This window comes from Natronococcus pandeyae (assembly GCF_008122205.1).
Taxonomy (GTDB): domain Archaea; phylum Halobacteriota; class Halobacteria; order Halobacteriales; family Natrialbaceae; genus Natronococcus; species Natronococcus pandeyae.
The window spans coordinates 122,538-142,661 of the sequence record NZ_PHNJ01000004.1; the positions used below are offsets into that span (position 1 = coordinate 122,538).

Annotated in this window: 16 protein-coding genes; 9 read left to right on the forward strand and 7 right to left on the reverse strand. The window is 64.5% G+C overall.

Translation table 11 applies throughout. The annotated features are described in order from the left end of the window. The first annotated feature begins 47 nt into the window (after positions 1–47). The gene (locus tag CV102_RS09515; RefSeq protein ID WP_148857762.1) at positions 48–1,202 is read left to right on the forward strand and encodes an SPFH domain-containing protein; all 1,155 of its coding nucleotides are present in this window, start codon (positions 48–50) and stop codon (positions 1,200–1,202) included. 89 nt (positions 1,203–1,291) lie between these two features. Further along, positions 1,292–2,644 (forward strand): glycoside hydrolase family 68 protein, encoded by a 1,353-nt coding sequence (locus tag CV102_RS09520; RefSeq protein WP_148857763.1) that lies wholly within the window; start codon positions 1,292–1,294, stop codon positions 2,642–2,644. Between the two features lie 34 nt (positions 2,645–2,678). On the opposite strand, the gene CV102_RS09525 is transcribed toward CV102_RS09520, so the two are convergent. Next, on the reverse strand, positions 2,679–4,853 hold the full coding sequence (locus tag CV102_RS09525; RefSeq protein WP_148857764.1) for a GH32 C-terminal domain-containing protein: 2,175 nt from the start codon (positions 4,851–4,853) through the stop codon (positions 2,679–2,681). A gap of 180 nt (positions 4,854–5,033) precedes the next feature. Between CV102_RS09525 and CV102_RS09530 the strand changes: the two genes are divergently transcribed. Beyond that, positions 5,034–5,246: a hypothetical protein gene (locus CV102_RS09530; RefSeq protein WP_148857765.1), complete on the forward strand. Its 213-nt coding sequence runs from the start codon at positions 5,034–5,036 to the stop codon at positions 5,244–5,246. A gap of 61 nt (positions 5,247–5,307) precedes the next feature. Then, complete coding sequence (locus CV102_RS09535; RefSeq protein ID WP_148857766.1) at positions 5,308–5,766, forward strand: hypothetical protein; 459 nt, start codon at positions 5,308–5,310, stop codon at positions 5,764–5,766. Between the two features lie 27 nt (positions 5,767–5,793). Here the strand turns inward: CV102_RS09535 and mce are convergent, their stop codons facing one another. From mce to CV102_RS09560, 5 genes are all read right to left on the reverse strand, one after another. Then, on the reverse strand, positions 5,794–6,177 hold the full coding sequence (gene mce, locus CV102_RS09540; protein WP_148857767.1) for a methylmalonyl-CoA epimerase: 384 nt from the start codon (positions 6,175–6,177) through the stop codon (positions 5,794–5,796). A gap of 134 nt (positions 6,178–6,311) precedes the next feature. Beyond that, entirely contained in the window at positions 6,312–9,008 is a 2,697-nt protein-coding gene (locus CV102_RS09545) for a PAS domain S-box protein (RefSeq protein WP_148857768.1), read from the reverse strand. An 83-nt stretch (positions 9,009–9,091) separates the two neighbouring features. Then, positions 9,092–9,931, reverse strand: coding sequence for an aldo/keto reductase (locus CV102_RS09550; RefSeq protein WP_148857769.1), 840 nt, complete (start codon positions 9,929–9,931; stop codon positions 9,092–9,094). 860 nt (positions 9,932–10,791) lie between these two features. Beyond that, positions 10,792–12,471, reverse strand: coding sequence for an acyl-CoA mutase large subunit family protein (locus tag CV102_RS09555; protein ID WP_148857770.1), 1,680 nt, complete (start codon positions 12,469–12,471; stop codon positions 10,792–10,794). 94 nt (positions 12,472–12,565) lie between these two features. Then, on the reverse strand, positions 12,566–12,892 hold the full coding sequence (locus CV102_RS09560) for a hypothetical protein (protein ID WP_148857771.1): 327 nt from the start codon (positions 12,890–12,892) through the stop codon (positions 12,566–12,568). A 56-nt stretch (positions 12,893–12,948) separates the two neighbouring features. On the opposite strand from CV102_RS09560, the gene CV102_RS09565 reads away from it, so the two are divergent. Then, a complete protein-coding gene (locus tag CV102_RS09565; protein WP_148857772.1) occupies positions 12,949–13,191 on the forward strand; it encodes a hypothetical protein in 243 nt (80 codons plus the stop codon). Between the two features lie 16 nt (positions 13,192–13,207). Here the strand turns inward: CV102_RS09565 and CV102_RS09570 are convergent, their stop codons facing one another. Further along, on the reverse strand, positions 13,208–13,807 hold the full coding sequence (locus CV102_RS09570; RefSeq protein ID WP_148857773.1) for a GNAT family N-acetyltransferase: 600 nt from the start codon (positions 13,805–13,807) through the stop codon (positions 13,208–13,210). Positions 13,808–14,119: 312 nt separating this feature from the next. Here CV102_RS09570 and CV102_RS09575 point away from each other — a divergent pair, with 312 nt between their 5' ends. The 4 genes from CV102_RS09575 (at position 14,120) to CV102_RS09585 (ending at position 19,866) form a co-directional block, all read left to right on the forward strand. Then, the gene (locus tag CV102_RS09575) at positions 14,120–15,784 is read left to right on the forward strand and encodes an aldehyde ferredoxin oxidoreductase C-terminal domain-containing protein (RefSeq protein WP_148857774.1); all 1,665 of its coding nucleotides are present in this window, start codon (positions 14,120–14,122) and stop codon (positions 15,782–15,784) included. A gap of 916 nt (positions 15,785–16,700) precedes the next feature. After that, complete coding sequence (locus CV102_RS25870; RefSeq protein ID WP_187432911.1) at positions 16,701–16,838, forward strand: hypothetical protein; 138 nt, start codon at positions 16,701–16,703, stop codon at positions 16,836–16,838. A 424-nt stretch (positions 16,839–17,262) separates the two neighbouring features. Continuing rightward, positions 17,263–17,553, forward strand: a complete 291-nt coding sequence (locus tag CV102_RS09580) for a PadR family transcriptional regulator (RefSeq protein WP_148857775.1) — start codon at positions 17,263–17,265, stop codon at positions 17,551–17,553. Positions 17,554–17,913: 360 nt separating this feature from the next. Then, entirely contained in the window at positions 17,914–19,866 is a 1,953-nt protein-coding gene (locus tag CV102_RS09585) for a S9 family peptidase (RefSeq protein ID WP_148857776.1), read from the forward strand. Positions 19,867–20,124: the final 258 nt, after the last annotated feature.

The following is a 20,124-nucleotide window of genomic DNA, read 5'->3' on the forward strand; positions in this document are numbered from 1 at the left end:
AGATAACTGAACGAAGAGTTATTCGGCCAGAGTCCCTGAAACGAACAATGAGCGCGCTGGTACCCACGCCCTTGCAACTCGAGGAGGTATTCGCTGAACCGACACTGCTCGTCGGCCTGCTCGTGGTCGCGGTCGCCGCCATCACGGTCTGGCAGATGGTCGAGATCGTCGACGCCTACAACAGGGGTGCACTGACCGTCTTCGGGGAGTATCGCAAACTGCTCCAGCCGGGGCTGAACATCGTACCGCCGTTCGTCTCCCGGGTCTACACGTTCGACATGCGAACCCAGACGATCGACGTGCCGACCCAGGAAGCGATCACGCGGGACAACTCGCCCGTGACGGCCGACGCCGTCGTTTACATCCGCGTAATGGATGCCAAACGGGCGTTCCTCGAGGTCGACAACTACAAGAAGGCGGTCTCGAACCTCTCCCAGACGACGCTGCGCGCCGTGCTGGGTGACATGGAACTCGACGACACGCTCAGCCGGCGCGAGATGATCAACGAGCGGATTCGCCAGGAACTCGACGAGCCCACCGACGAGTGGGGGATCCGCGTCGAGAGCGTCGAGGTCCGCGAGGTCACGCCCTCGCGAGACGTCAAGGGAGCGATGGAGCAACAGACTTCCGCCGAACGGAAGCGCCGCGCGATGATCCTCGAGGCACAGGGTGAACGCCGCAGCGCCGTCGAGAAAGCGGAGGGTGACAAGCAGTCGAACATCATCCGCGCCCAGGGTGAGAAGCAGAGCCAGATCCTGGAAGCGCAGGGTGACTCGATCTCGACCGTCCTCCGCGCTCGCTCCGCCGAGTCGATGGGCGAACGGGCAGTGATCGACAAGGGGATGGACGCGCTGACCGAGATCGGTCAGAGCGAATCGACGACGTTCGTCATGCCCCAGGAACTCACCTCGATGGTCGGCCGCTACGGGAAACACCTCTCCGGCAGCGACGTCAGACAGGACGGCGCGGACCTCGAGAGCCTCGATTTCGACGAGGAGACCCGCGAACTGATCGGTCTCGACGACATCAGCGAGATCCTCGGCGAGATCGACGAGGATCTCGAGATGGACGTCGAGGCGATGGAACAGGAGGCCCAGGCGATCCAGGAGGGAGAGGACATGGGCCAGAATCCGGACAGCGTCAGCGATCCCGACGAGGTCGACGCGATGCCGGGTGAGGAGTCGGAGTCGTCGGACCGCTAGAAGACCGCTCGAGGAACTCCGGCGTAGCCAGGCGGATCTCGAGACCGGAAATCAGAACCGTTTTTCAGTATACCAGCGGATGTGAGTGCATGCTGAACGAGTCACAGTCCGACCCCGACGAGCGTCCGATCTCGCAGTGGACGCGATCGCAGGCGGCGGCGATCAGGCGAAGCGACGAGACGATCGCGCCAGTCGTCTACCCGCCGGAGAACGACGTCGACCCCGATCTACACATCTGGGACACCTGGTTTCTCCGGAATCGCGACGGTTCGATCGCCGAAATCGACGGCTACCGCGTCATCTTCTCGCTGACGGCCTCGAGCGAACTCCTCCCCGGGAAGCGCCACGACGTGGCGACGATTCGCTACTTCTACTCCCGGGACGGCCGCGAGTGGACCTGCGGCGGACCGGTCTTCGAGGACGGCGCAGAGCAACGCACCGCGAGCAGCCGGACGCAGTCCGGCGACGGCGGCGCACTCGGCTCGCGCCAGTGGGCGGGATCGGCGCTCTACGACGCCGATGGTCAGCTCTACGTCTACTACACCGCCGCCGGCACGCGCGACGAGACCGAACTGACCTACACGCAGCGGATCGCGGTCGGTTCTGGCGGAACCGTCGAGACGGACGAGAACGGGCTCTCGATCTCGGGCCCGTTCGATCACGAGGTCCTGTTGCGTCCGGACGGGACGATGTACGAGCAGGAAGACCAGTCCCGCGGAATGATCTACACCTTCCGCGACCCGTGGTTCTTCGAGGATCCCCAGACCGGCGAGACCTGTCTGCTGTTCGAGGCAAACACGCCGATTCCCGACCCCGCACTCGAGGAGCGATTCGACGCCGAACCGGAACACCTCGAGTTCAACGGCAGCGTCGGTATCGCCGTCTCGCCCTCTGGCGACCCGACGGAGTGGGAAATCCAGTCGCCGATCCTCGAGGGCGTCGGCACGAACCAGGAACTCGAGCGCCCGCACGTCGTCGTCCGCGACGACCAGTACTACCTGTTCCTCTCGAGTCACGAGCACACCTTCGCGGCGGGACTCGAGGGGTACGACGCGCTCTACGGCTTCGTCGCCGACTCACTGCGAGGAGAGTACGAGCCGCTGAACGAGTCCGGACTCGTCCTCACGAACCCGGCGAGCGCCCCGTTCCAGACCTACTCCTGGCTCGCCTACCCACACCGCGAGGAGCTCCTCGTCAGTAGCTTCTTCAACTACTACGATCTGCGCGGCCTCTCGCTGGACGATGTGGCCCACCTGCCGCCGAACGAACAGCAGCGGCGGTTCGGCGGCACGCTGGCTCCGACGGTTCGGCTGGCCCTCGACGGCACCGAGAGTCGCGTGCTCGGCGCGCTCGAGCACGGTCACCTGCCGCTTCCGGCCGAGGATCTTCCGCCGCTGCTCTCGTCGCACCGTCGAGACGAGGGTGGCGACGGCGAGTACTAAAACCGAATCCGAATTCGAATCCCGTTCGTCGCGCTTACTGCTGAACCGTCCGTTCTGCTTCCGCCTGTGCCGTCGGCCAGGCTGATCCCATCTGCCAGACGTCGAGTTCGTCGACGACGGCCGTCCCGTCGGCCGCGTAGATCGAGATGCCGTCGCTGTCCTCGCGCGTCGGGAAGATCCGGGTCGTGAGGCAGTGGCGCTCGTTCGCGAAGAGTTCGACGACCGAGCCGTCGACGAAGACGCGAAGCGAGAGCGCGCCGTCGACCGGCGTGACGGGCATCGAAACGGGCGTATCCGACGCCCGCGGATCGGTCGTCGACGCCGATCGATCGACGACGACGTCGCTTTCTCTCGTGTACCGGATCAGCGTCTCCTCCTCGCTGTCCGGCGACTCGCGGACCGTGAGTCCGAACTCGGACGCGTCGTCGAGTTGGATCTCGGCCCGGAGTTCGAACGAGCGGCTGTCGACCGGCAGCCGTTGGCGTTCGTCCTCGAGCACCGCCTCGCCGCCGTACGCGTGCGATTCCCGGAGTTCGGTCAGTTCGGGCGCGGGCCGCTGTCGAAGCTTCCCGTCAGTGTCGAGATCCACCTGCCGGGGGAGTGACAGGGTACCGGACCAGCCGGCGTCCCACTGGGCCGCGGGACTCCTGTCCGGTTTCACCCAGCCCCACGTAAGCCAGCGGTCGTCGTCGTCGCGAAGCGACTGCGGGGCGTAGTAGACGCCGTGATCGAGGAGGCCGTCTCGCTCGACGTCGAACGAGCCGTCTTCGTACTCGCCGAGGTAGTACCGAACCTCCTCGTAGTTCGAGATGTGGAGGAGCTGTTTCTCGCCCAGGTCGAGCAGTTCCGGACACTCCCACATCTCGCCGTCGCGGTCGGGGTCGCCGACCAGGATCGGACCGTGGTAGGTCCAGTTCGTCATGTCGTCGTCCGCCGTGTACAACAGCGCGGTTCCGCCGCCGTCCTCGACGCCGGAGCCGATGAGGTGGTGCCAGGTGCCGTCCTGGTACCAGATGTTGTGGTCGCGAAACTCCGCTCGCCAGTGTTCGGTCGATCGCAGCGGCGGCTCGACGGGAATCGTGTTGATGACCGGGTTCTCCGCAGACTTCTCCCAGCCGTTCAGGTCGTCGTCGGTCGCGGTCCCCAGACAGGGCAGTTGTACGTCGTCGCGACCGCCCGTGTACATGATCGTCGGCGTCCCGTCGACCGCCATCGCACAGCCGGACCAGCAGCCGTCCCGGTCCGGGCCGTCCGGCGAGGGCGTCAGCGCGATCGGTCGATCCTCCCAGGTCACCAGGTCGTCGCTCACCGCGTGGCCCCAGTGGATCGTCCCGTGGTACGGTCCGCCGGGGTTGTACTGGTAGAACGCGTGGTAGGTCCCGTTCCACTTGATCAGGCCGTTCGGATCGTTGAGCCAGTCTCCGGGCGGCGAGAGGTGATACTGCGGCCGGTGATGATCGCCGACGAGTTTCTCCCGGTTCGACCTCAGCGATTCGACCGACCTCGGTTCTCGCTCGAGGAGTCGTCGCTCGCCGTCGCCGAGGACCGCGAGGAGATTCGACAGCAGGCGCGTTCGGTTTTGCGCGGCCGCGTCGGATGCCGGCCCGTCGAACTGGATCCCGGTTCCGAGGCCGGCGACGTCGCCCGTTCCAACTCGCCAGCCGACCAGCGCAACTTCGTGGGGAGCCTCACGGTCCTCGTGGAGGGTACTCGCGAGGACGGTCCCGCGCTCCGGAAGCACGCGCTCGTACCGCGTCGACGGCTGCACTCCCTCCGGCGCTCGCGTCCGAATGCGAAGCCCCTCCAGTCCGTCGACGGCGGGATGATCGTCGTAGAGGGACTTCCAGAGGAGACCGGTCGTCGTCGTCGGCTCTTCGAGCGACGAGACGTCGGGGCCGACGGGGTCGATATCGAGCGTCGGGACGGCCTCGAGCGCCCGCAGGGTGAGCAACAGCCCGCCACCCTCCTCGACGTACGTCCTGATCGGCTCGCTTGCGTCCGGCAGTGCAGCGGCGTCCGCGACCGGTTCGGCGCGGTGCCACCAGAGGGCATCGTACCCCGACGGGACGGTGCCGTCCGTCGCGACGGTGGCGAGTGAGACAGTATCCGCGTCGATCCCAGCCTCGGCACACCACTCGAGTGCCGCGTGCTGCTCCGGTGAACGGTCGCCGTCGACCAGGAACCCGACGGTCGCTGCTAGATCACTCATCTACACGCAACGCAGCGTTGGACAGTTATAGGAGTGCCGACGTGGACCGGTGACGGCGCCGAGTCTCTTCGCCTCCTACACGCCCACTCGCCACCGATATCCGCACCCAGAGAGATTCCTGGTGGACCAAGCAAGGACGTGCTATTTGATCGTCGAGTCCCTCTATTTGGACGAGAGATGATGACCATCCACGCCACCAGTTCGGGCACCGACGGATCGTCTATAAACAAGCTCAGCATCGTCTCGACGGTGATCGACGCGGCGATCGCGTTCGCTCGAGGCCGACCGAAGAGCGGCCTACTGCTGCTCGCGGCCGCGGCGCTCTCGTCGCGCATCCCCGGCATCGGAACGGCCGTCTCGCTGCTCCTCAGACTGGCTCGCCGGCTCCGGTAATCCGACCGCGAAACGGAACTCGCGGCAAAGGAGTTTATGCTGCGAGGTGGCGAGATCTAGTATGAGGCGGCGCGAGCTACTCGCCTGCACGGCCAGCGGGTTCGGCGGAATCGCCACGCTCGGGGGTTGTGGGGTCGAACGTGCCCCGATCCGCCGATTTGCCGGCGAGTTGGAGTGCGACGAGCACCCGCTCGAGCGCCGCGACCAGCGCTGTGCCAGCGACGAGGAAGACGAGGCGACGATCCGGTTCACGGACGAGGGAGTGATCGTCGAAGGGCTGATCAGAACGCCGACGCCGTGTCACGAACTCGAACTCGTGCCGGTGGTGGCCGACTCGGACTGCGACACGCTCGAGGTCTGGATCGAGGTCGGCCGCCAGGAGGAGGCGATCTGCGTCCAGTGTCTGGGTGTCGTCGAGTACGAGGCCAGGCTCGACCTCGACGGTCACCAGCCCGACCGCGTCGAAGTCGTCTACGACCGAAGTGAGGAGACGGTCGACGTCGTGGCCGCCGACCGATAGGTCACGCTATCGGACGGGCGGCAACGATCAGTGTTCGACGAACTCGATCAGGATGCCGCCGGTGTCCCTCGGGTGCAGGAACGCGACGGTGTGGCCCCACGCCCCGGGTCGCGGCTCCTCGTCGACGAGTTCGACGCCGTGCTCTCGGACGGTCTCGAGTGCGGCCTCGATATCGTCGGTCGCGAGCGCGAGGTGGTGGATCCCCGGGCCGTCGTTCTCCAGGTAGCGCGAGATCGTTCCGTCCTCGAGCGGCTCGAGTAACTCGAAGTAGCCGTTGTCGCAGTCGAGAAAGACCACACGCATCCCGTCGAACTCCTCCTCGTGTGCGATCTCGAGGCCGAAGAGGTCCGCGTACAGTTCCGCGAGACTCCGTGCGTCGTCGGTCGCGATCCCTGCGTGGTCGAAGTGCATCGAGGAAGGAGTTCGAGCTACTGCGGTGAGAGTGTTACTGTTCGGACAATCCCGCGACACGTACGTCGCGGCGCGGGTATTCGAACGCGAAATCGAGATTCGGACGCGTGATCGAACGGCCCGCTCAGCCGGGCTCACTCCCCGTCTTCGTCCACGGCCGGAAGCGTAACCGAGAACGTCGATCCTTCGCCGGGCTCGGAGTCGACCCAGATGTCGCCGTCGTGGCGCTCGACGATGCGTTCACAGAGTGCGAGTCCGATGCCGGTTCCGCCGTGTTCGTCGCGGCTGTGGAGGCGCTTGAACATCTCGAAGATACGGTCTTGCTCGTCGGGCTCGATACCGATTCCCTCGTCGCGAACGGAAACGACCCACTCCGGCCCCCGTCGTTCGGCCGAGACGTGAATTCGCGGGACGTCATCGCTGTAGTCGATCGCGTTGCTCAGCAGGTTCTGGAACACCTGCCGGAGCTGGCTGGCGTCTCCCGAGACGGACGGGAGATCCTCGGCAGTGATCTCGGCGTTGCTCTCCGCGATCCGCATCTCGAGATCCGAGACGACGTCGTCGAGGACCACCTCGAGATCGACCGGCTCGAACGGATCGCCTTGCGTCTTGACCCGGGAGTACGCGAGCAGCCCGTCGATCATCGCCCGCATTCGCTCGGCGCCGTCGAGGGCGAACTCGAGGAACTCCTCGCCGTCCTCGTCGAGTGCGTCGTCGTACCGTCGCTCGAGGAGCTGGAGGTAGCTCGAGACCATCCGCAGCGGCTCCTGTAAGTCGTGGCTGGCGGCGTAGGCGAACTGCTCGAGGCGTCGGGTCTCGGCCTGTAGCTCGTCGATGTACTCCCGTCGTTCGAAATGAAACTTCACGAGCGTCGCGAGCGTGCCGATCAGCTCCCGCTCTTCGTCGACAAACGTCTCCGTCTCGTTCTCCGGCGGCTCCTCGAGGTAGACGACGTCGATTCTGATCGGCGTGCCGTTCGCCGTACTGGTGTGGGTGGTGATCTTCCGCTCGAGGGGCTCGTACGCGTCGGTGGTTGCCTCGTGCTCGCCGATCGAGACGCGTGCGGCGGTCCGCTCCGGATACCGGAAGGATCGTGGGAGTTCCGCGACGAACTCCTGGAGCAACTCGTCGACCGGCTGGTCGCCGGTCTCGAGCAAGCTCGTGGCGAGCTGGACGGCGGTGAGCTCCTTCTCGCGCTCCTCTAGCTCCTGTTTGTGGCGCTGTGCCAGCTCTTTCAGTTCGGTGATGTCCGTCGCGGTCACGACGACCTGCTCGGGCTCTCCACCGTCGTCGGTGATCGGCGTCGCGTTTATCGACAGCCACGTCTGCTGGTGGTCCGGCGGATCGACTACCAGTTCTCGATCGTACAGGGGCTCACCTGTCTCGAAGACCTGGGCCGCGGGCCGTTCCTCGATCGGGAGCAGGTTGCCGCTCGCGTCGAACATGTCCCGCTGGCCCGAAGTGTACTCCAGGGCCTCAGCCGACGGAATTCCGAGCAGTTCCGTCATCCGTTCGTTTGCCCGGCTGGTCGACCCGTCCGGGTTTACGACTGCGATGCCGACCGGGCTCGTCTCCAGAATCTGCTCGGTCAGGTCGCGTTCGCGCTGGAGTTGCTGCTCCCGCGCCCGCCGATCGGTCATGTCTCGAGTGACCTTCGCGTACCCCTGTAGCTCGCCCTCGTCCCGGATGGCCGTAATCGTCACGTTCGCCCAGAACTCCGAGCCGTCGGAGCGGACGCGCCAGCCTTCGTCCTCGAAGGAGCCGCGTTCTCTCGCCTGCGTGAGATTCCGCTCGGGAATGCCGTTCGCCCGATCGTCGTCGGTGTAAAAAACCGAAAAGTGCTCCCCGAGGATCTCCGCCGAATCGTAGCCCTTGATCTGTGCAGCCCCTTCGTTCCAGCTGACGACCTGCCCGTCGGGGTCGAGCATGAATATCGCGTACTCTTCGACCGCATCGACCAGCGACTGAAACCGCTGTTCGCTCGCCTGTTGGGCCTGTTCCGACGCCTTCTGGTCGGTTATATCGTAGTACAGTTCGACGCGACCGCCGCCGTACTGGCCGAACTCGATGGGTTTGCTCCGGTGTTCGAGCCAGCGCTCCGCTCGATCGGGACCGGGTGTGATTCGACACTCGAACTGTTCGATATACGTGTTGTCGTCGTAGGTCGCCGAGAGGGTATCCGCGAATTTGTCTGGATCGGCGAGGCGGTCTCGAATCGTGTCCTCGATGACCGCGCGTTTGTTTCGACCGATGATCTCGGTTCGATCCACGCCGAAGTACTCTTCGATGGTTTTGTCGATCCACACGACGTCGAACGTCTCGTCGAGGATGAACACGCCGACCTCGGCTTCGTCGATGACGGCGGAGATCGACTTGTAGCTCTCCCAGATCGACGTGAACGCATCGTGACTGCGATCACGGTCGTCGACGTCTCGAACGACGCCGACGGTTCCCTCGAACTCGCCGTCGGTCTCGAGGAGGCTGAACCGCAACTCACAGGGAACGGTGTCGCCGTCTGCGGTCTCGATTGCGAGGTCGAACGTGGTGTCGTCGTCCACGCCGGTTTCGAGCCGTCTTCGGACTTCGCGCCCCAGTTGCTCTGCCTGCTCCTCGTCGACGATGATCGAGACGTGCTCGCCGAGAAGGTCGTCGCGCGCGTATCCCGTCGTCTCGAGGACGACATCGTTGACCGCGACGAACCGGCCTTCGGCGTCGAGTTGAAAAATTCCGTCGTCGACCGTGTTCACCAGCGTTCGATATCGTTTCAGCGCCTCTGTTTCGTCCTCTTCACCCCAGAACGCCTCCTTAGCAGACCCCCCGCGGTCGTCCATACCAGTATCGTGCCTCGTGATCCGGATAAGTTCTCTGTCCAGATGTCGTAGGGACAACAAAAAATCTCGTCCCGAGGCGTCCCTCACTTCGTCAGTCCGATTCTGTTCGCGATTTTCGACGCGAGGCTCCGTTCGGTCAGTTCGAACACCGTCCGCATCTCGGCGGCCGAGAGTTCGAAGTCGAAGACGTCCGCGTTCGCCTCGATGTGCTCGCGACTCGCGGCCTTCGGAATCGCGGCAACGGACGGCTGCTGGACCAGCCACCGCAGGGCCACCTGGGCGGCGGATTTGTCGTAACGGTCGCCGATCTCTTCGAGGCGCTCGTCGCCGACCACGGCACCCTCCGCGAGTGGACTGTACGCGGTCAGCAGGATCTCCTCGTCGACGCAGTACGACAGGAGGTCGTCCTGCCGGTGGTAGGGGTGGTACTTCACCTGGTTTGTGACGATCGGGGTCTCCGAACGCTCCCGGGCGCGCTCGAGTTGCTCGACCGAGAAGTTGCTGACGCCGATGTGGTCGACAGCACCCTCCTCCTGTAGTTCGTTCATCGCGCCGAGCGTCTCCTCGAGCGGCGTGTGATCTCGCGGCGCGTGGATCAACAGGAGGTCGACCGCGTCGACGCCGAGGCGGTCGAGACTCGCGCGGGTCGACTCGAGGACGTCGTCGTACGCGAGGTTGCTGGTGTTGACCTTGGTCACGACGAAGACGTCCTCACGGGGAACGTCGCTCGCCTCGAGCGCGTCGCCGACCGCGTCCTCGTTGTCGTACATCTGGGCGGTGTCGACGTGTCGGTAGCCGGCCGAGAGGGCGGTCTCGACCGCGCGGCGACACTCGTCGCCGGTCATCCGGGCGGTGCCGAAGCCGAGCGCCGGAACGTCGACCCCCTGTGCGGTTACGGTCTCGGTTGTGGTATCGGTACGCACGGAAGGTCGTTCGCCGCTGTCGCTATTGAGTATTCGGTTGAGACGTCCCGGATGTCTTTTCCCCGGTCCCGGCAGTCTGAACGCGCCGACGAAACCGTACTCGAGTACTCGAGTACACGTTGTGCAGTGATGGTCGACCTCTGCGATTCTACAGGCGCCTTTCCTTTACAGTCGATAGTAGCGCGATTTCGTCGTTCAGAATCGGGCCTGAAACTAAATTGGTCGATTCGGTACCGACAGATGCGCATAGAACGTCCGGCGTTGAGTCTGTAGTGCCGATCAGCCGCTATCGGGTAGGACTGAAAGGGGCCAGGGGCTTTCGGGGTACTCGCTCCGGGAACAGGTCCTGCTCGCACGAACACACGGGATGGCCACACCCTCCCCAGCCGACTCACTCGCTGCCGGGCTCACGGCCGCTGGCCGTTCGCCGCTCCGCGGCGCGTAGCGTTCGAGAATCGCACAGCGATTCTCGCAGCCCATCAGAAGTGTACCACACTTCTGAGGACGCCGCGTTCCGCTCGTTCGCCCCTCGCACACTGTCGTCGACCGCCCTCACTGGCGTTCGGCTGGTCGACAGCGCGCGCCACCGCAGGAGGGGGGGCCGGACCGAAGTGAGACGTCGTTCCCGTGCACGTAACGTGAGTTTCACGTGACCCACTGAATAAACAAACCGTGCTACCAATAACCGTGGTACCAACTACTGTTTACGTGTCGTGAGGGCCGACGGCCCTCGAGACGGGACTTCACGATGGCGCTCGACGACTCCGTCCACCTCGTCGAGCGATCGATCTCGCGGTGACCGCTTGTGTTCTTGCCGCCCTCAGTGCGTCCGCCGCCCTCGATGCGTTCGTACTCCGTCTTCAGACGGCTCCCGGCTGGTACTCGCCGAACTCGTCGCGCATCACGTCACAGATCTCGCCGACCGTCGCGTACGCCTTCACCGCGTCGACGATGTACGGCATGACGTTCTCGTCTCCCGCTGCAGCGTCGCGAAGGGCCTCGAGCGTCGCGTCGACGGCCTCGTCGTCGCGCTCCGCGCGAATCGACTGGAGGCTATCGATCTGGCGCTGTTCGTCCTCCTCGGTGACCTCTTCGACGTCCATCTGGGGATCCTCGTCGACCTCGAACTCGTTGACACCGACGATGATCCGTTCTTTCTCTTCGATCTCCTTCTGGCGATCGAAGGCGGTGTCCTGGATCTGTCGCTGGACCCACTGCTGCTCGACGGCCTCGAGCATCCCGCCGCGCTCGTCGACCTCGTCGATGATCTCGTAGGCGTCTTCCTCGACCTCGTCTGTCAGGGACTCGACGTAGTAGCTGCCCGCGAGTGGGTCGATCGTGTCGGCCGCGCCGGATTCGTGGGCGAGGATCTGCTGGGTTCGCAGGGCGGTCCGGACGGACTCCTCAGTCGGCAGGGCGAGCGCCTCGTCCTTCCCGTTCGTGTGGAGACTCTGGGTTCCGCCGAGCACCGCCGCGAGGGCCTGATAGGCCACGCGGACGACGTTGTTCTCGATCTGCTGGGCGGTGAGCATCGAGCCCGCGGTCTGGGTGTGGAACTTCAGCTGTTTCGACTTGGGGTTCTCCGCGTCGAAGCGCTCCTCCATGATGTCGTGCCACATCCGACGGGCCGCGCGGAACTTGGCGACCTCCTCGAAGATATTGTTGTGGCCGTTGAAGAAGAACGACAGCTGGGGCGCAAAGTCGTCGACGTCCAGTCCGGCCTCGATGGCTGCCTCGACGTACTCGATGCCGTTGCCGAGCGTGAACGCAAGCTCCTGGGCCGCGGTGGAACCGGCCTCGCGGATGTGGTAGCCAGAGATGGAAATCGTGTTGAACTTCGGCGTCTCGGCGGCGCAGAACTCGAAGATGTCCGTGATGATCCGCATCGAGGGCCCGGGCGGGTAGATGTAGGTGTTGCGGGCGATGTACTCCTTCAGGAGGTCGTTCTGAATCGTTCCCCGTAGCTCCTCGCGGTCGACGCCCTGCTTGTCGCCGACCGCGATGTACATCGCGAGCAGCACGGAGGCGGGCGCGTTGATCGTCATCGAGGTCGAGACCTCGTCCAGGGGGATGCTGTCGAAGACGGTCTCCATGTCCGCGAGCGAGTCGATCGCGACGCCGGCTTTCCCCACCTCGCCGGCCGCCATGGCGGCGTCCGAGTCGTACCCCATCTGCGTCGGCAGGTCGAACGCCATCGAGAGCCCTGTCTGGCCCTGATCGAGCAGGTAGTGGTAGCGCTCGTTGGTGTCCTCGGGGGTCGAGAAGCCGGCGTACTGGCGCATCGTCCACAGCCGGCCGCGGTAGCCCGTCGAGTAGACGCCGCGCGTGTACGGCGGCTCGCCGGGATAGCCGAGGTCCTCCCGGTAGTCCAGGTCGTCGACGTCGGCCGGCGTGTAGAGGCGGTCGACCTCCTGGCCCCCCGTGTCGGTCGTGAACGTCTCCTTGCGCTCACCGAACCGCTCGAGCACCGGTTCGACCTCCTCCTCGTGCCACTCCTCGTGGCCCTCGCGGATCTCCTCGAGTTCCTCGGAATCGAACATTATAGTTACCGATGGTCGGAGAGGGCTTCAAGGTTAATGTACGCGACCAATTCTGTGGGATTCGATACCCACCGGCTGTGAGCGAAAACCCGGCTCAGACGGCGTCGTCGGGCTCGTACCGCTCGGCCATCCTCGAGGCCTCGTTGGCGTACCGGTCCCGCTCAGCGGGATCGTCGACGGTGCCCAGTTCGTCCGGCGAGACCTCGAGGCTCGATTTCGTCTCCCTGGCGGGCCCGGTAAAACTCGTCAACGCGCGCTCTCGGCGGTGATAACGGCGACCGTCCTCGGTCGCGTAAACGAGGATGACGAGATTGAGTTCGTCGTCGGAGTAGGTACGCTCGACGAGCCAGACGCGGACGCCGTCGGTGCCGTCGTCGTCGTCGGCCGCTGACCGCACACCGGATCGATCGTCGGAGGCCATCACCCCTCGATTGGATCGCCGCGGCCTTTTTCTTTCGTGCCGTCGTGGGGCCGATCATGGACTCGGAGACGGCGCTGCCGACGAGCGAGGGATCGCGCAATCGCCGCCGAGCAGCCCTCTACGTCGCTCCGTTTCTCGCAGTCGGCCTGTTCAACCTCGTCATCCTGCTCCGGTGGGGGCTGGATCCGCTCTGGGCGTTCGCGATCGTGCCCCCAATCCTCTTTATCACTGCGGTCGCCTGGATCGCGTTCCGCCACGGGTTCGACCGACAGCCGCACGATCCCGGGGGCCAGCCGTAAGCCGTTGTGACTGCCCTCAGCGGCCCGTATCGTACTTGTAGGTCGCGGTATCGGGATCGATCCCGAAGTCCTCGGCCGTCTCGTCGGTCCCGTCTTCCTCACGCTGCTCCGAGGCCTGCTTGAACGCCTCCCGGAGCCGATTGGGCATCTGGAACCGATCGATCTCTACCTCGAGTGGCACCGCGTCCGGATCGGTTCGGTCGCGCTTCTCCGAGAGCCGCTCCTGAAGCGGCTCCGGAAGCTGTTTTTCGTTGATCCGTCGGAAGCCGAACTGCGCGAGGTAGGCGCTCTCGCCGGTCAGCGAGTAGACGGTGTCGAACCCCTCGTCGCCGGCGTACTCGACGAGGCGCTCGATGATGTGTGCACCGACGCCCTGGCCGCGCCAGCCCTCGAGGACGCCGATGCTGGTGAGTTCACAGACTTCGGCGCGCTCGTCCTCGTGTTCGGCGTCGACCTTGTGGACGCGGATCCGTCCGAAGCCCGCCTTCTCGCCGGACACTTCGTCGATCGCGACGACGTAGTCACGAGAGCGGAACGCCGTGTCGTCGAGCCCCATCGACTCGATGTGATCGAGCAGCCAGACCTCCTCCCTGTTTTTCGCGTCCCGCACGTACATGAGTGGATCTAGGCTATCTGCCACCAAAAGCGTTTGTGGGGCTCCAGAACCGACCCTGCGGCACAGCGTGTTCCGGAGCAGGTACTGTGCCGTCCATCTGGTTGAATCGGCATCGTCCTTTCCGTCGTGCTTACGCGCGTATCGGACGGACAGTAGAGTAAACCCGGATTTCGACGCTATCGGCGCAGTGAATCGCCGAGTTGCAGTCAGCCCATACGATCTCTCGACGCCGACCGCAACGCCGTGACTGCGTCGACGACTCCGCCTGTCGCGTGACCTACAGCTAAGGTCTCTCGTCCGTAACCTCTGGGTATGCTTCACGCGACAGGCCCACTGCTCACCGTCGACGTCGGTGAGCGGACCGCCACGGAGACGACCATCGACGACCTGCTCGAGAGCTACGTCGGCGGGCGAGCGGCGGCGACCGCTCTCGCCCACGAACGCATCCCGTTCGACGCCGACCCCTTCGGTCCGGAGAATCGGGCGTATCTCTCTACCGGCCCGCTCCAGCAGTCCCAGATGTCCTTTACCGGTCGGATGAACATGACCGGGCTCTCGCCGCTCACCGACGGCTTAGTCTCGACCAACGCGGGCGGCTACCTCTCGCGGAACTTCGTCTCGACGGGGATCAGCGTCCTCGAGATCGCCGGCGAGAGCGACGAACTGCTCGCCGTTCACGTCACGGACCAGGGCGTCGAGTTCGAGGAAGTGCCGGAACTCGAAGGGGCAACCGTCCCCGAAACGTCCGACTACGTCGCAGCCGAGCACGACCTCGGCGCCGAGCACTGTATCGCGGTCGGTCCTGCAGGTGAGAACCTGGTCCGGTTCGCGTCGGTGATGACGTTCGACTCGCGGGCGTTCGGCCGCGGCGGCCTCGGCGCGGTACTGGGGGCGAAGAACGTCAAGTGCGTCACTTTCGACGGGGACGTCGAACCGCCACTCGAGATCCCGAACCCGCCGGAGATGGACGTCCACCGGGAGGCCGCCCAGTCCGACGACCAGATGCGACGGCAGGGGACGACCGGCGGTACGGAGTTCATCAACGAGAACTTCTCGCTTCCCACCAGATACTTCGAGGAGTACGAGTTCGAACACGCCGCCGACATCGGTGGCGACGCCGTCGAGGAAAAGAAGTACAAGAAGGGCGCGTGTTCGGCCTGCGCCTACGCCTGCAAACTCCCGACCAGAGACGAGGAGAGCGGTGTCGAGACCGAGGGGCCCGAGTTCGAGACCGTCTACTCGTTCGGCTCGTGCCAGGGCGTCGGGGATATCGTGGACGTCATGAAGGCGAACGAACTCTGTGACACGCTCGGAATGGATACCATCTCGGCCGGCGTCACCGTCGCGGCCTACCTCAAAAGCGAGGACGAGTTCGGTAACGCGGAACTCGCCCAGGAGATCACCGAACGGATCGCCTACCGCGAGGGCGTCGGCGACGCGCTCGCCGAGGGCGTCGACCGGGTCCACGACGAACTCGGCGTCGACAACTACACCGTCAAGGGGATGGAGTTCGCCGCCCACGACGGACGGGTGCTCCACGGACAGGGGCTCTCCTACGCCGTCGCAAATCGCGGCGCAGATCACATGTACGCCGGAATGCTGAGCCTCGAGTACAGCGGCGAACTCGACCCCGAAGGGACGCTCGGGAAGGCCGAAACACTCGTCGAGGAGGAGAACGCGGCCGCGTTCCGGGATACGGGCGTCGTCTGCGCGTTCGGAGGCGACTACGTCACCGACGACCGCCTCGAGGCCCTGTTCGACGCCGACCACGAGAAACTCATGGACGTCGGCGCGGAGACCGTCCGCCTCGAGCGCCACTTCAACAACCAGCGCGGGTTCGGCCGGGACGCGGACGATCTGCCGTACGAGATCCCTGACCTCGAGGACGCGATCGAGGAGTACTACGCGGCTCGAGGCTGGCCGGAGGGTACCGTTCCGGACGAGACGATCGAGCCGAACGCCCCGTCTGCCGACTGATTCGGCGCTCAAGAGCGGTTGCCCGGTTGCGGGTCAAGAGACGCCCTGCTGGGTGGAGTGATCGACCCTGCTTACACTCGTCCTCGCCCGTCTGGTGCTGTGGAGTTGGGGAGGCAGGAACTCAGCGTATGAGTTCTCGAGTTGCGATCGGTTCCACCCAGGAGTTCGTCCGTCGAATCTCCCATACAGTCATAATTAGCAACTATTTTGGCCCAAAGATTAATCATCGTGCCGACCCACCTCTAGGTTGCTTCGAGCAGGGCTGCTCGAGCAGGGTTATACGAACTCGCAGTTGGGACGTGGCTGTGGCCTCGACTGACCGCTTCGGTCGTCACCACGGCCCTGAACGGTCGACTACTGTACCCCGCTGCAGTTCTTCGAACCGACGGTGGCATCTTCTCGAACGCGGACGATACGAGCGCGGAGAGCCATCTCGAGTGCGATCGGGGCGAGAAACGATGGCGCTCGAGACCGGTTCGTGGTTCGTCTCTGTTCCGTCTCCGTCCTTCGCTCCGTTCCGTCCATCGTTACGGTGGAGCGATCGTCAGACGTCGAACACAGCTGTCCTTCGGTACTCGATTCGGGAAACTGCGCCGACCGCGTTGTCACGTCAGTAGCAATCCGCCGGCTACTCCTTTCGTGTTCACAGTTCGTTTATCCCGTTCGACGGTCGTAACTATGGTATGGCATCTGAGTCGAAGACGAGAGGCGCAGGCACGTGTGAACAGTGTGGCAATATGTTTGCGGTCCGCCAGTCGACGAACGGAGCGGTACGCCCGATCGGTACCGCCGCGTGTTCCTGTGGTTCGACGTCGTTTCGCGTGCTGGAGCGGTAACACCGCAGCCACTGTCGCAACGCCTGATCGTCCGCTCTCGCTGAAAAAGTGCTATCCTCTCGCACGGTGTACTCCGTCCGATGAACTCCGAGTGTCGAAACTGTGGCTGGCACGGTGAGGCGAACGAACTGAACTGGATGATCCTCGAGAACGACGGAGTCGGTGGGGCGCGCGTCTGCCCGGAGTGTCGGAACGCGGACGTCGTGATTCTCGCCTGATACCGTCGGCTGTAGCGGGTTACTGAGACGACCGCGAACCATCCGGCGGTCGTCCCGGAAATGGCTTCCAGCCGACGTTGTGAGAGGAGGTTCGACGATCCGTTCCGACCCCCGTTTTCCGTACGATACGCCCCGTTCTTCGACAGTTGCCCTCGTTCTCGAGGAGTGACAACTGAAACGAGTTACACACCGATCGTCCAACCGTCGAACGATTGAGTGTAAACTGACTTTCGGTCGTAGCGAACGCAACCGCGACCGAAGCGGCCGACTCCGCGAAGTGGGTCTCTCGAGAACTGCAGTGGCTCTCCGTCGAGAACGCGTTTCGAAAACGGCTGCCGGAGAACTCCCTTCGGAAGCCGTCTGAAGACGATCGTTCTCACACGATTCCGATATTGTATTATACCGACAGCTCAATTAACCAGACATGTATGATCTGACCGGCTTTCAGCGCGACCTGCTGTACGTGATCGTTGGCCAGGACGAACCGCACGGACTGGCGATCCAGGACGAACTGGAAAAGTACTACGAGAAGGAGATTCACCACGGCCGGCTGTACCCGAACCTCGACACTCTCGTCGACAAAGGGCTCGTCGAGAAGGGACAGGTCGATCGCCGGACGAACTTCTACACCGTGACGCGACGCGGACAGCGCGAACTCGAGGCCCGCTACGACTGGGAACAGCAGTACGTCGGTGAGTTGCTCTCGGAGTCGTAGCTGTCACGCCCCGCACTGATGGGTATCGATCGGTCGCGGATCACAGTCAGAACAGACACATCGCAGCCCCATCGTGACCCGTAGCCGGCTCACAACTCACGGCCGTATCGTGAGTTACAGCCGGCTCACACCGGGCTACTCACTGCGGCCGAACTCGAGACGCTCCCGACGACGAACCTCGTTCGTCGCGACCCGCTCGAGTCGCTCTCGCTCGTCCCGCACCTCTGTGGTTCCGTTTCTGTTTCCATTTTCTGCCCGTAGCCGGCGCCGTACTCGGAGTTGTACTGTCGGTTACAGATCACTCGTCGACTGGGACGGACTCGACCCATAACTAAGTCGAGTCGACGAGACGAACGAACGATGAACGACCACGACGACGTTCTCGAGAAACTCGCACGGCTCCCGACGATCGCCCACCCGACCGTCTCCCCGGCCGGTGGCGAGGTCGCACTCTACTACGATATCACCGGCCGAAACGAACTACACGTCGTTGACGTCGACTCCGGCGAGCTAACGCGGTGGTCCGACGGCGAGGTGCCGCGGAACGCGCGATGGTTCGTGTCCTGGGGTGCAGACGGCGACCGCGTTTTCTTCCACCTCGACGAGGACGGCGACGAACAGAACGACGTCTACGCGCTCTCGCGCGACGGGACGGTCGAACCGATCGTCGAGATGGACGGCCAGGTCGTCATCCAGGACGTCGGCGACGACGGCGAGACGCTGCTGCTCGGCTCGACCCGCGACGGGCAGTTCAACGTCTACCGTCACGACCGTGCGACGGGAGAGACGACCAAGGTGACCGACTACGAGCGGGCGGCGGGGGCCGCACGGCTCTCTCCGGACGGCGAGCGGATCGCGTACGCGACCAACGAGACCGACGACTACGACAACGAAGACGTCTACGTCGCGAACGCCGACGGCTCGGAGTCGCGAAACCTCGAGATCGGCGAGGTCGGCGCGGAAGCGACGCCGGCCGACTGGAGCCCCAACGGCGGACGGCTACTGGTCGGCGACAATACCGAGGATCTCGGTCGAATCGGCGTTTACAACTTCGAGAGCGACGACGTCACCTGGTACGGCGACGGGACGTACGAGGAACAGGCCGTCGCGTTCCTCCCCGACGGAGATCGGTTCGTCGCGTCGCGCGCTCGCGACGCCGTCTCCATCCCGGTCGTCTACGACTGTGAGACCGGCGAGCGGCGAGAACTCGACGTTCCCGAGGGCGTCACGTCGGTTGGCGGGATGGGGCCGGCGGGCATCAGCATCGACGAGGATCGGATCCTCCTCGAGCACACCAGTCCGACCCGGCGAACCGAACTGCTCGTCTACGACCTTCGTACCGACGAGTACGAGACGCTGGTCGAGGCCGAACACGGCCCGTTCGAACCCGAGGAGTTCGCCGACGCGGAGTACTTTACGTTCTCGTCCGACGGCGTTCCCGAGACGCCCGCGACGGCGGTCGAGCACGATCCCTACGAGGAACTCGAGATCGGCGCGCTGCTGTACGACTCCGGCGAGCGACCGTCGCCGCAGTCGGAGCGCAGCTCCGACGAGGATCGCGACCGTTCCGGTCGCTCACCGCTGATCGTCAACCCCCACGGCGGGCCCCGCGCCCGCGATACGAAGTCGTTCGACCTCTACACGCAGGTGCTCGCCGCTCACGGCTTCTCGGTACTGCAGGTCAACTACCGGGGCTCGTCCGGGCGCGGCCGGGAGTTCGTCGAGGAACTGATCGACGACTGGGGCGGCGCCGAGCAGGGCGACGTCGCGACGGCCGTCGAGTACGCCCTCGAGCGCTACGACTGGCTCGACGAGGACCGCGTGGTCGTCTTCGGCGGCTCCTACGGGGGGTACTCGACGTACTGGCAACTCGTCCAGTACCCCGAACTCTACGAGGCCGGCATCGCCTGGATCGGGCTCACCGACCTCGAAGACATGTTCGAGAACACGATGCCCCACTTCCGGACCGAACTCATGGAGAAGTACCTCGGAACGCCCGAGGACAACCCCGACCTGTACGCGGAACGCTCGCCCGTCACGCACGTCGAGAACCTCGACGCGCCCATCTGCATCGTCCACGGCGTCAACGACCGGCGGGTCCCCGTCTCGCAGGCCCGCATCTTCCGCGAGGCCCTCGAGGCGCGCGGCCTCGAGGCCGGCGAGGACGGCACGTTCGAGTACCGCGAACTCGGCGAGGAGGGCCACGCCTCCTCCGATCAGGACCAGAAACTCCGGCTGTTCCGGCTGCTCACCGACTTCCTCGAGCGGCGCGTCGACCTCGAGATGGTACGTGGTCGACGGTCGGACGACTGAAGTCGAGAGCGCGTATCGATCGTCGACTGATCGACTCGAGAGTCGTCGTGTTCCGCTCCGGACCGTGCGGATTTTTCGATCGATGATGGTTCTGCAGGAGATATCACAGGTTTCGACCGACTCCCCGAGCGGAGTCGAACGACCCGGTTTTCGCGTTCGAGGTCCCCCCGAAACTACATTTGTCCTCGTGGGATCCTCTAGTCGCACCGGCTACCGAACCGGTACGCGCCGCGCGACCCGATGTGAGACCGATCACCG

What these genes read in the sequence shown, in the direction of transcription:
- CV102_RS09515 (WP_148857762.1), top strand. Translation starts at nt 48, where the DNA reads ATGAGCGCGCTGGTACCCACGCCCTTGCAACTCGAGGAGGTATTCGCT.
- CV102_RS09520 (WP_148857763.1), top strand. Translation starts at nt 1,292, where the DNA reads ATGCTGAACGAGTCACAGTCCGACCCCGACGAGCGTCCGATCTCGCAG.
- CV102_RS09525 (WP_148857764.1), bottom strand. Translation starts at nt 4,853, where the DNA reads ATGAGTGATCTAGCAGCGACCGTCGGGTTCCTGGTCGACGGCGACCGT.
- CV102_RS09530 (WP_148857765.1), top strand. Translation starts at nt 5,034, where the DNA reads ATGACCATCCACGCCACCAGTTCGGGCACCGACGGATCGTCTATAAAC.
- CV102_RS09535 (WP_148857766.1), top strand. Translation starts at nt 5,308, where the DNA reads ATGAGGCGGCGCGAGCTACTCGCCTGCACGGCCAGCGGGTTCGGCGGA.
- mce (WP_148857767.1), bottom strand. Translation starts at nt 6,177, where the DNA reads ATGCACTTCGACCACGCAGGGATCGCGACCGACGACGCACGGAGTCTC.
- CV102_RS09545 (WP_148857768.1), bottom strand. Translation starts at nt 9,008, where the DNA reads ATGGACGACCGCGGGGGGTCTGCTAAGGAGGCGTTCTGGGGTGAAGAG.
- CV102_RS09555 (WP_148857770.1), bottom strand. Translation starts at nt 12,471, where the DNA reads ATGTTCGATTCCGAGGAACTCGAGGAGATCCGCGAGGGCCACGAGGAG.
- CV102_RS09560 (WP_148857771.1), bottom strand. Translation starts at nt 12,892, where the DNA reads ATGGCCTCCGACGATCGATCCGGTGTGCGGTCAGCGGCCGACGACGAC.
- CV102_RS09565 (WP_148857772.1), top strand. Translation starts at nt 12,949, where the DNA reads ATGGACTCGGAGACGGCGCTGCCGACGAGCGAGGGATCGCGCAATCGC.
- CV102_RS09570 (WP_148857773.1), bottom strand. Translation starts at nt 13,807, where the DNA reads ATGTACGTGCGGGACGCGAAAAACAGGGAGGAGGTCTGGCTGCTCGAT.
- CV102_RS09575 (WP_148857774.1), top strand. Translation starts at nt 14,120, where the DNA reads ATGCTTCACGCGACAGGCCCACTGCTCACCGTCGACGTCGGTGAGCGG.
- CV102_RS25870 (WP_187432911.1), top strand. Translation starts at nt 16,701, where the DNA reads ATGAACTCCGAGTGTCGAAACTGTGGCTGGCACGGTGAGGCGAACGAA.
- CV102_RS09580 (WP_148857775.1), top strand. Translation starts at nt 17,263, where the DNA reads ATGTATGATCTGACCGGCTTTCAGCGCGACCTGCTGTACGTGATCGTT.
- CV102_RS09585 (WP_148857776.1), top strand. Translation starts at nt 17,914, where the DNA reads ATGAACGACCACGACGACGTTCTCGAGAAACTCGCACGGCTCCCGACG.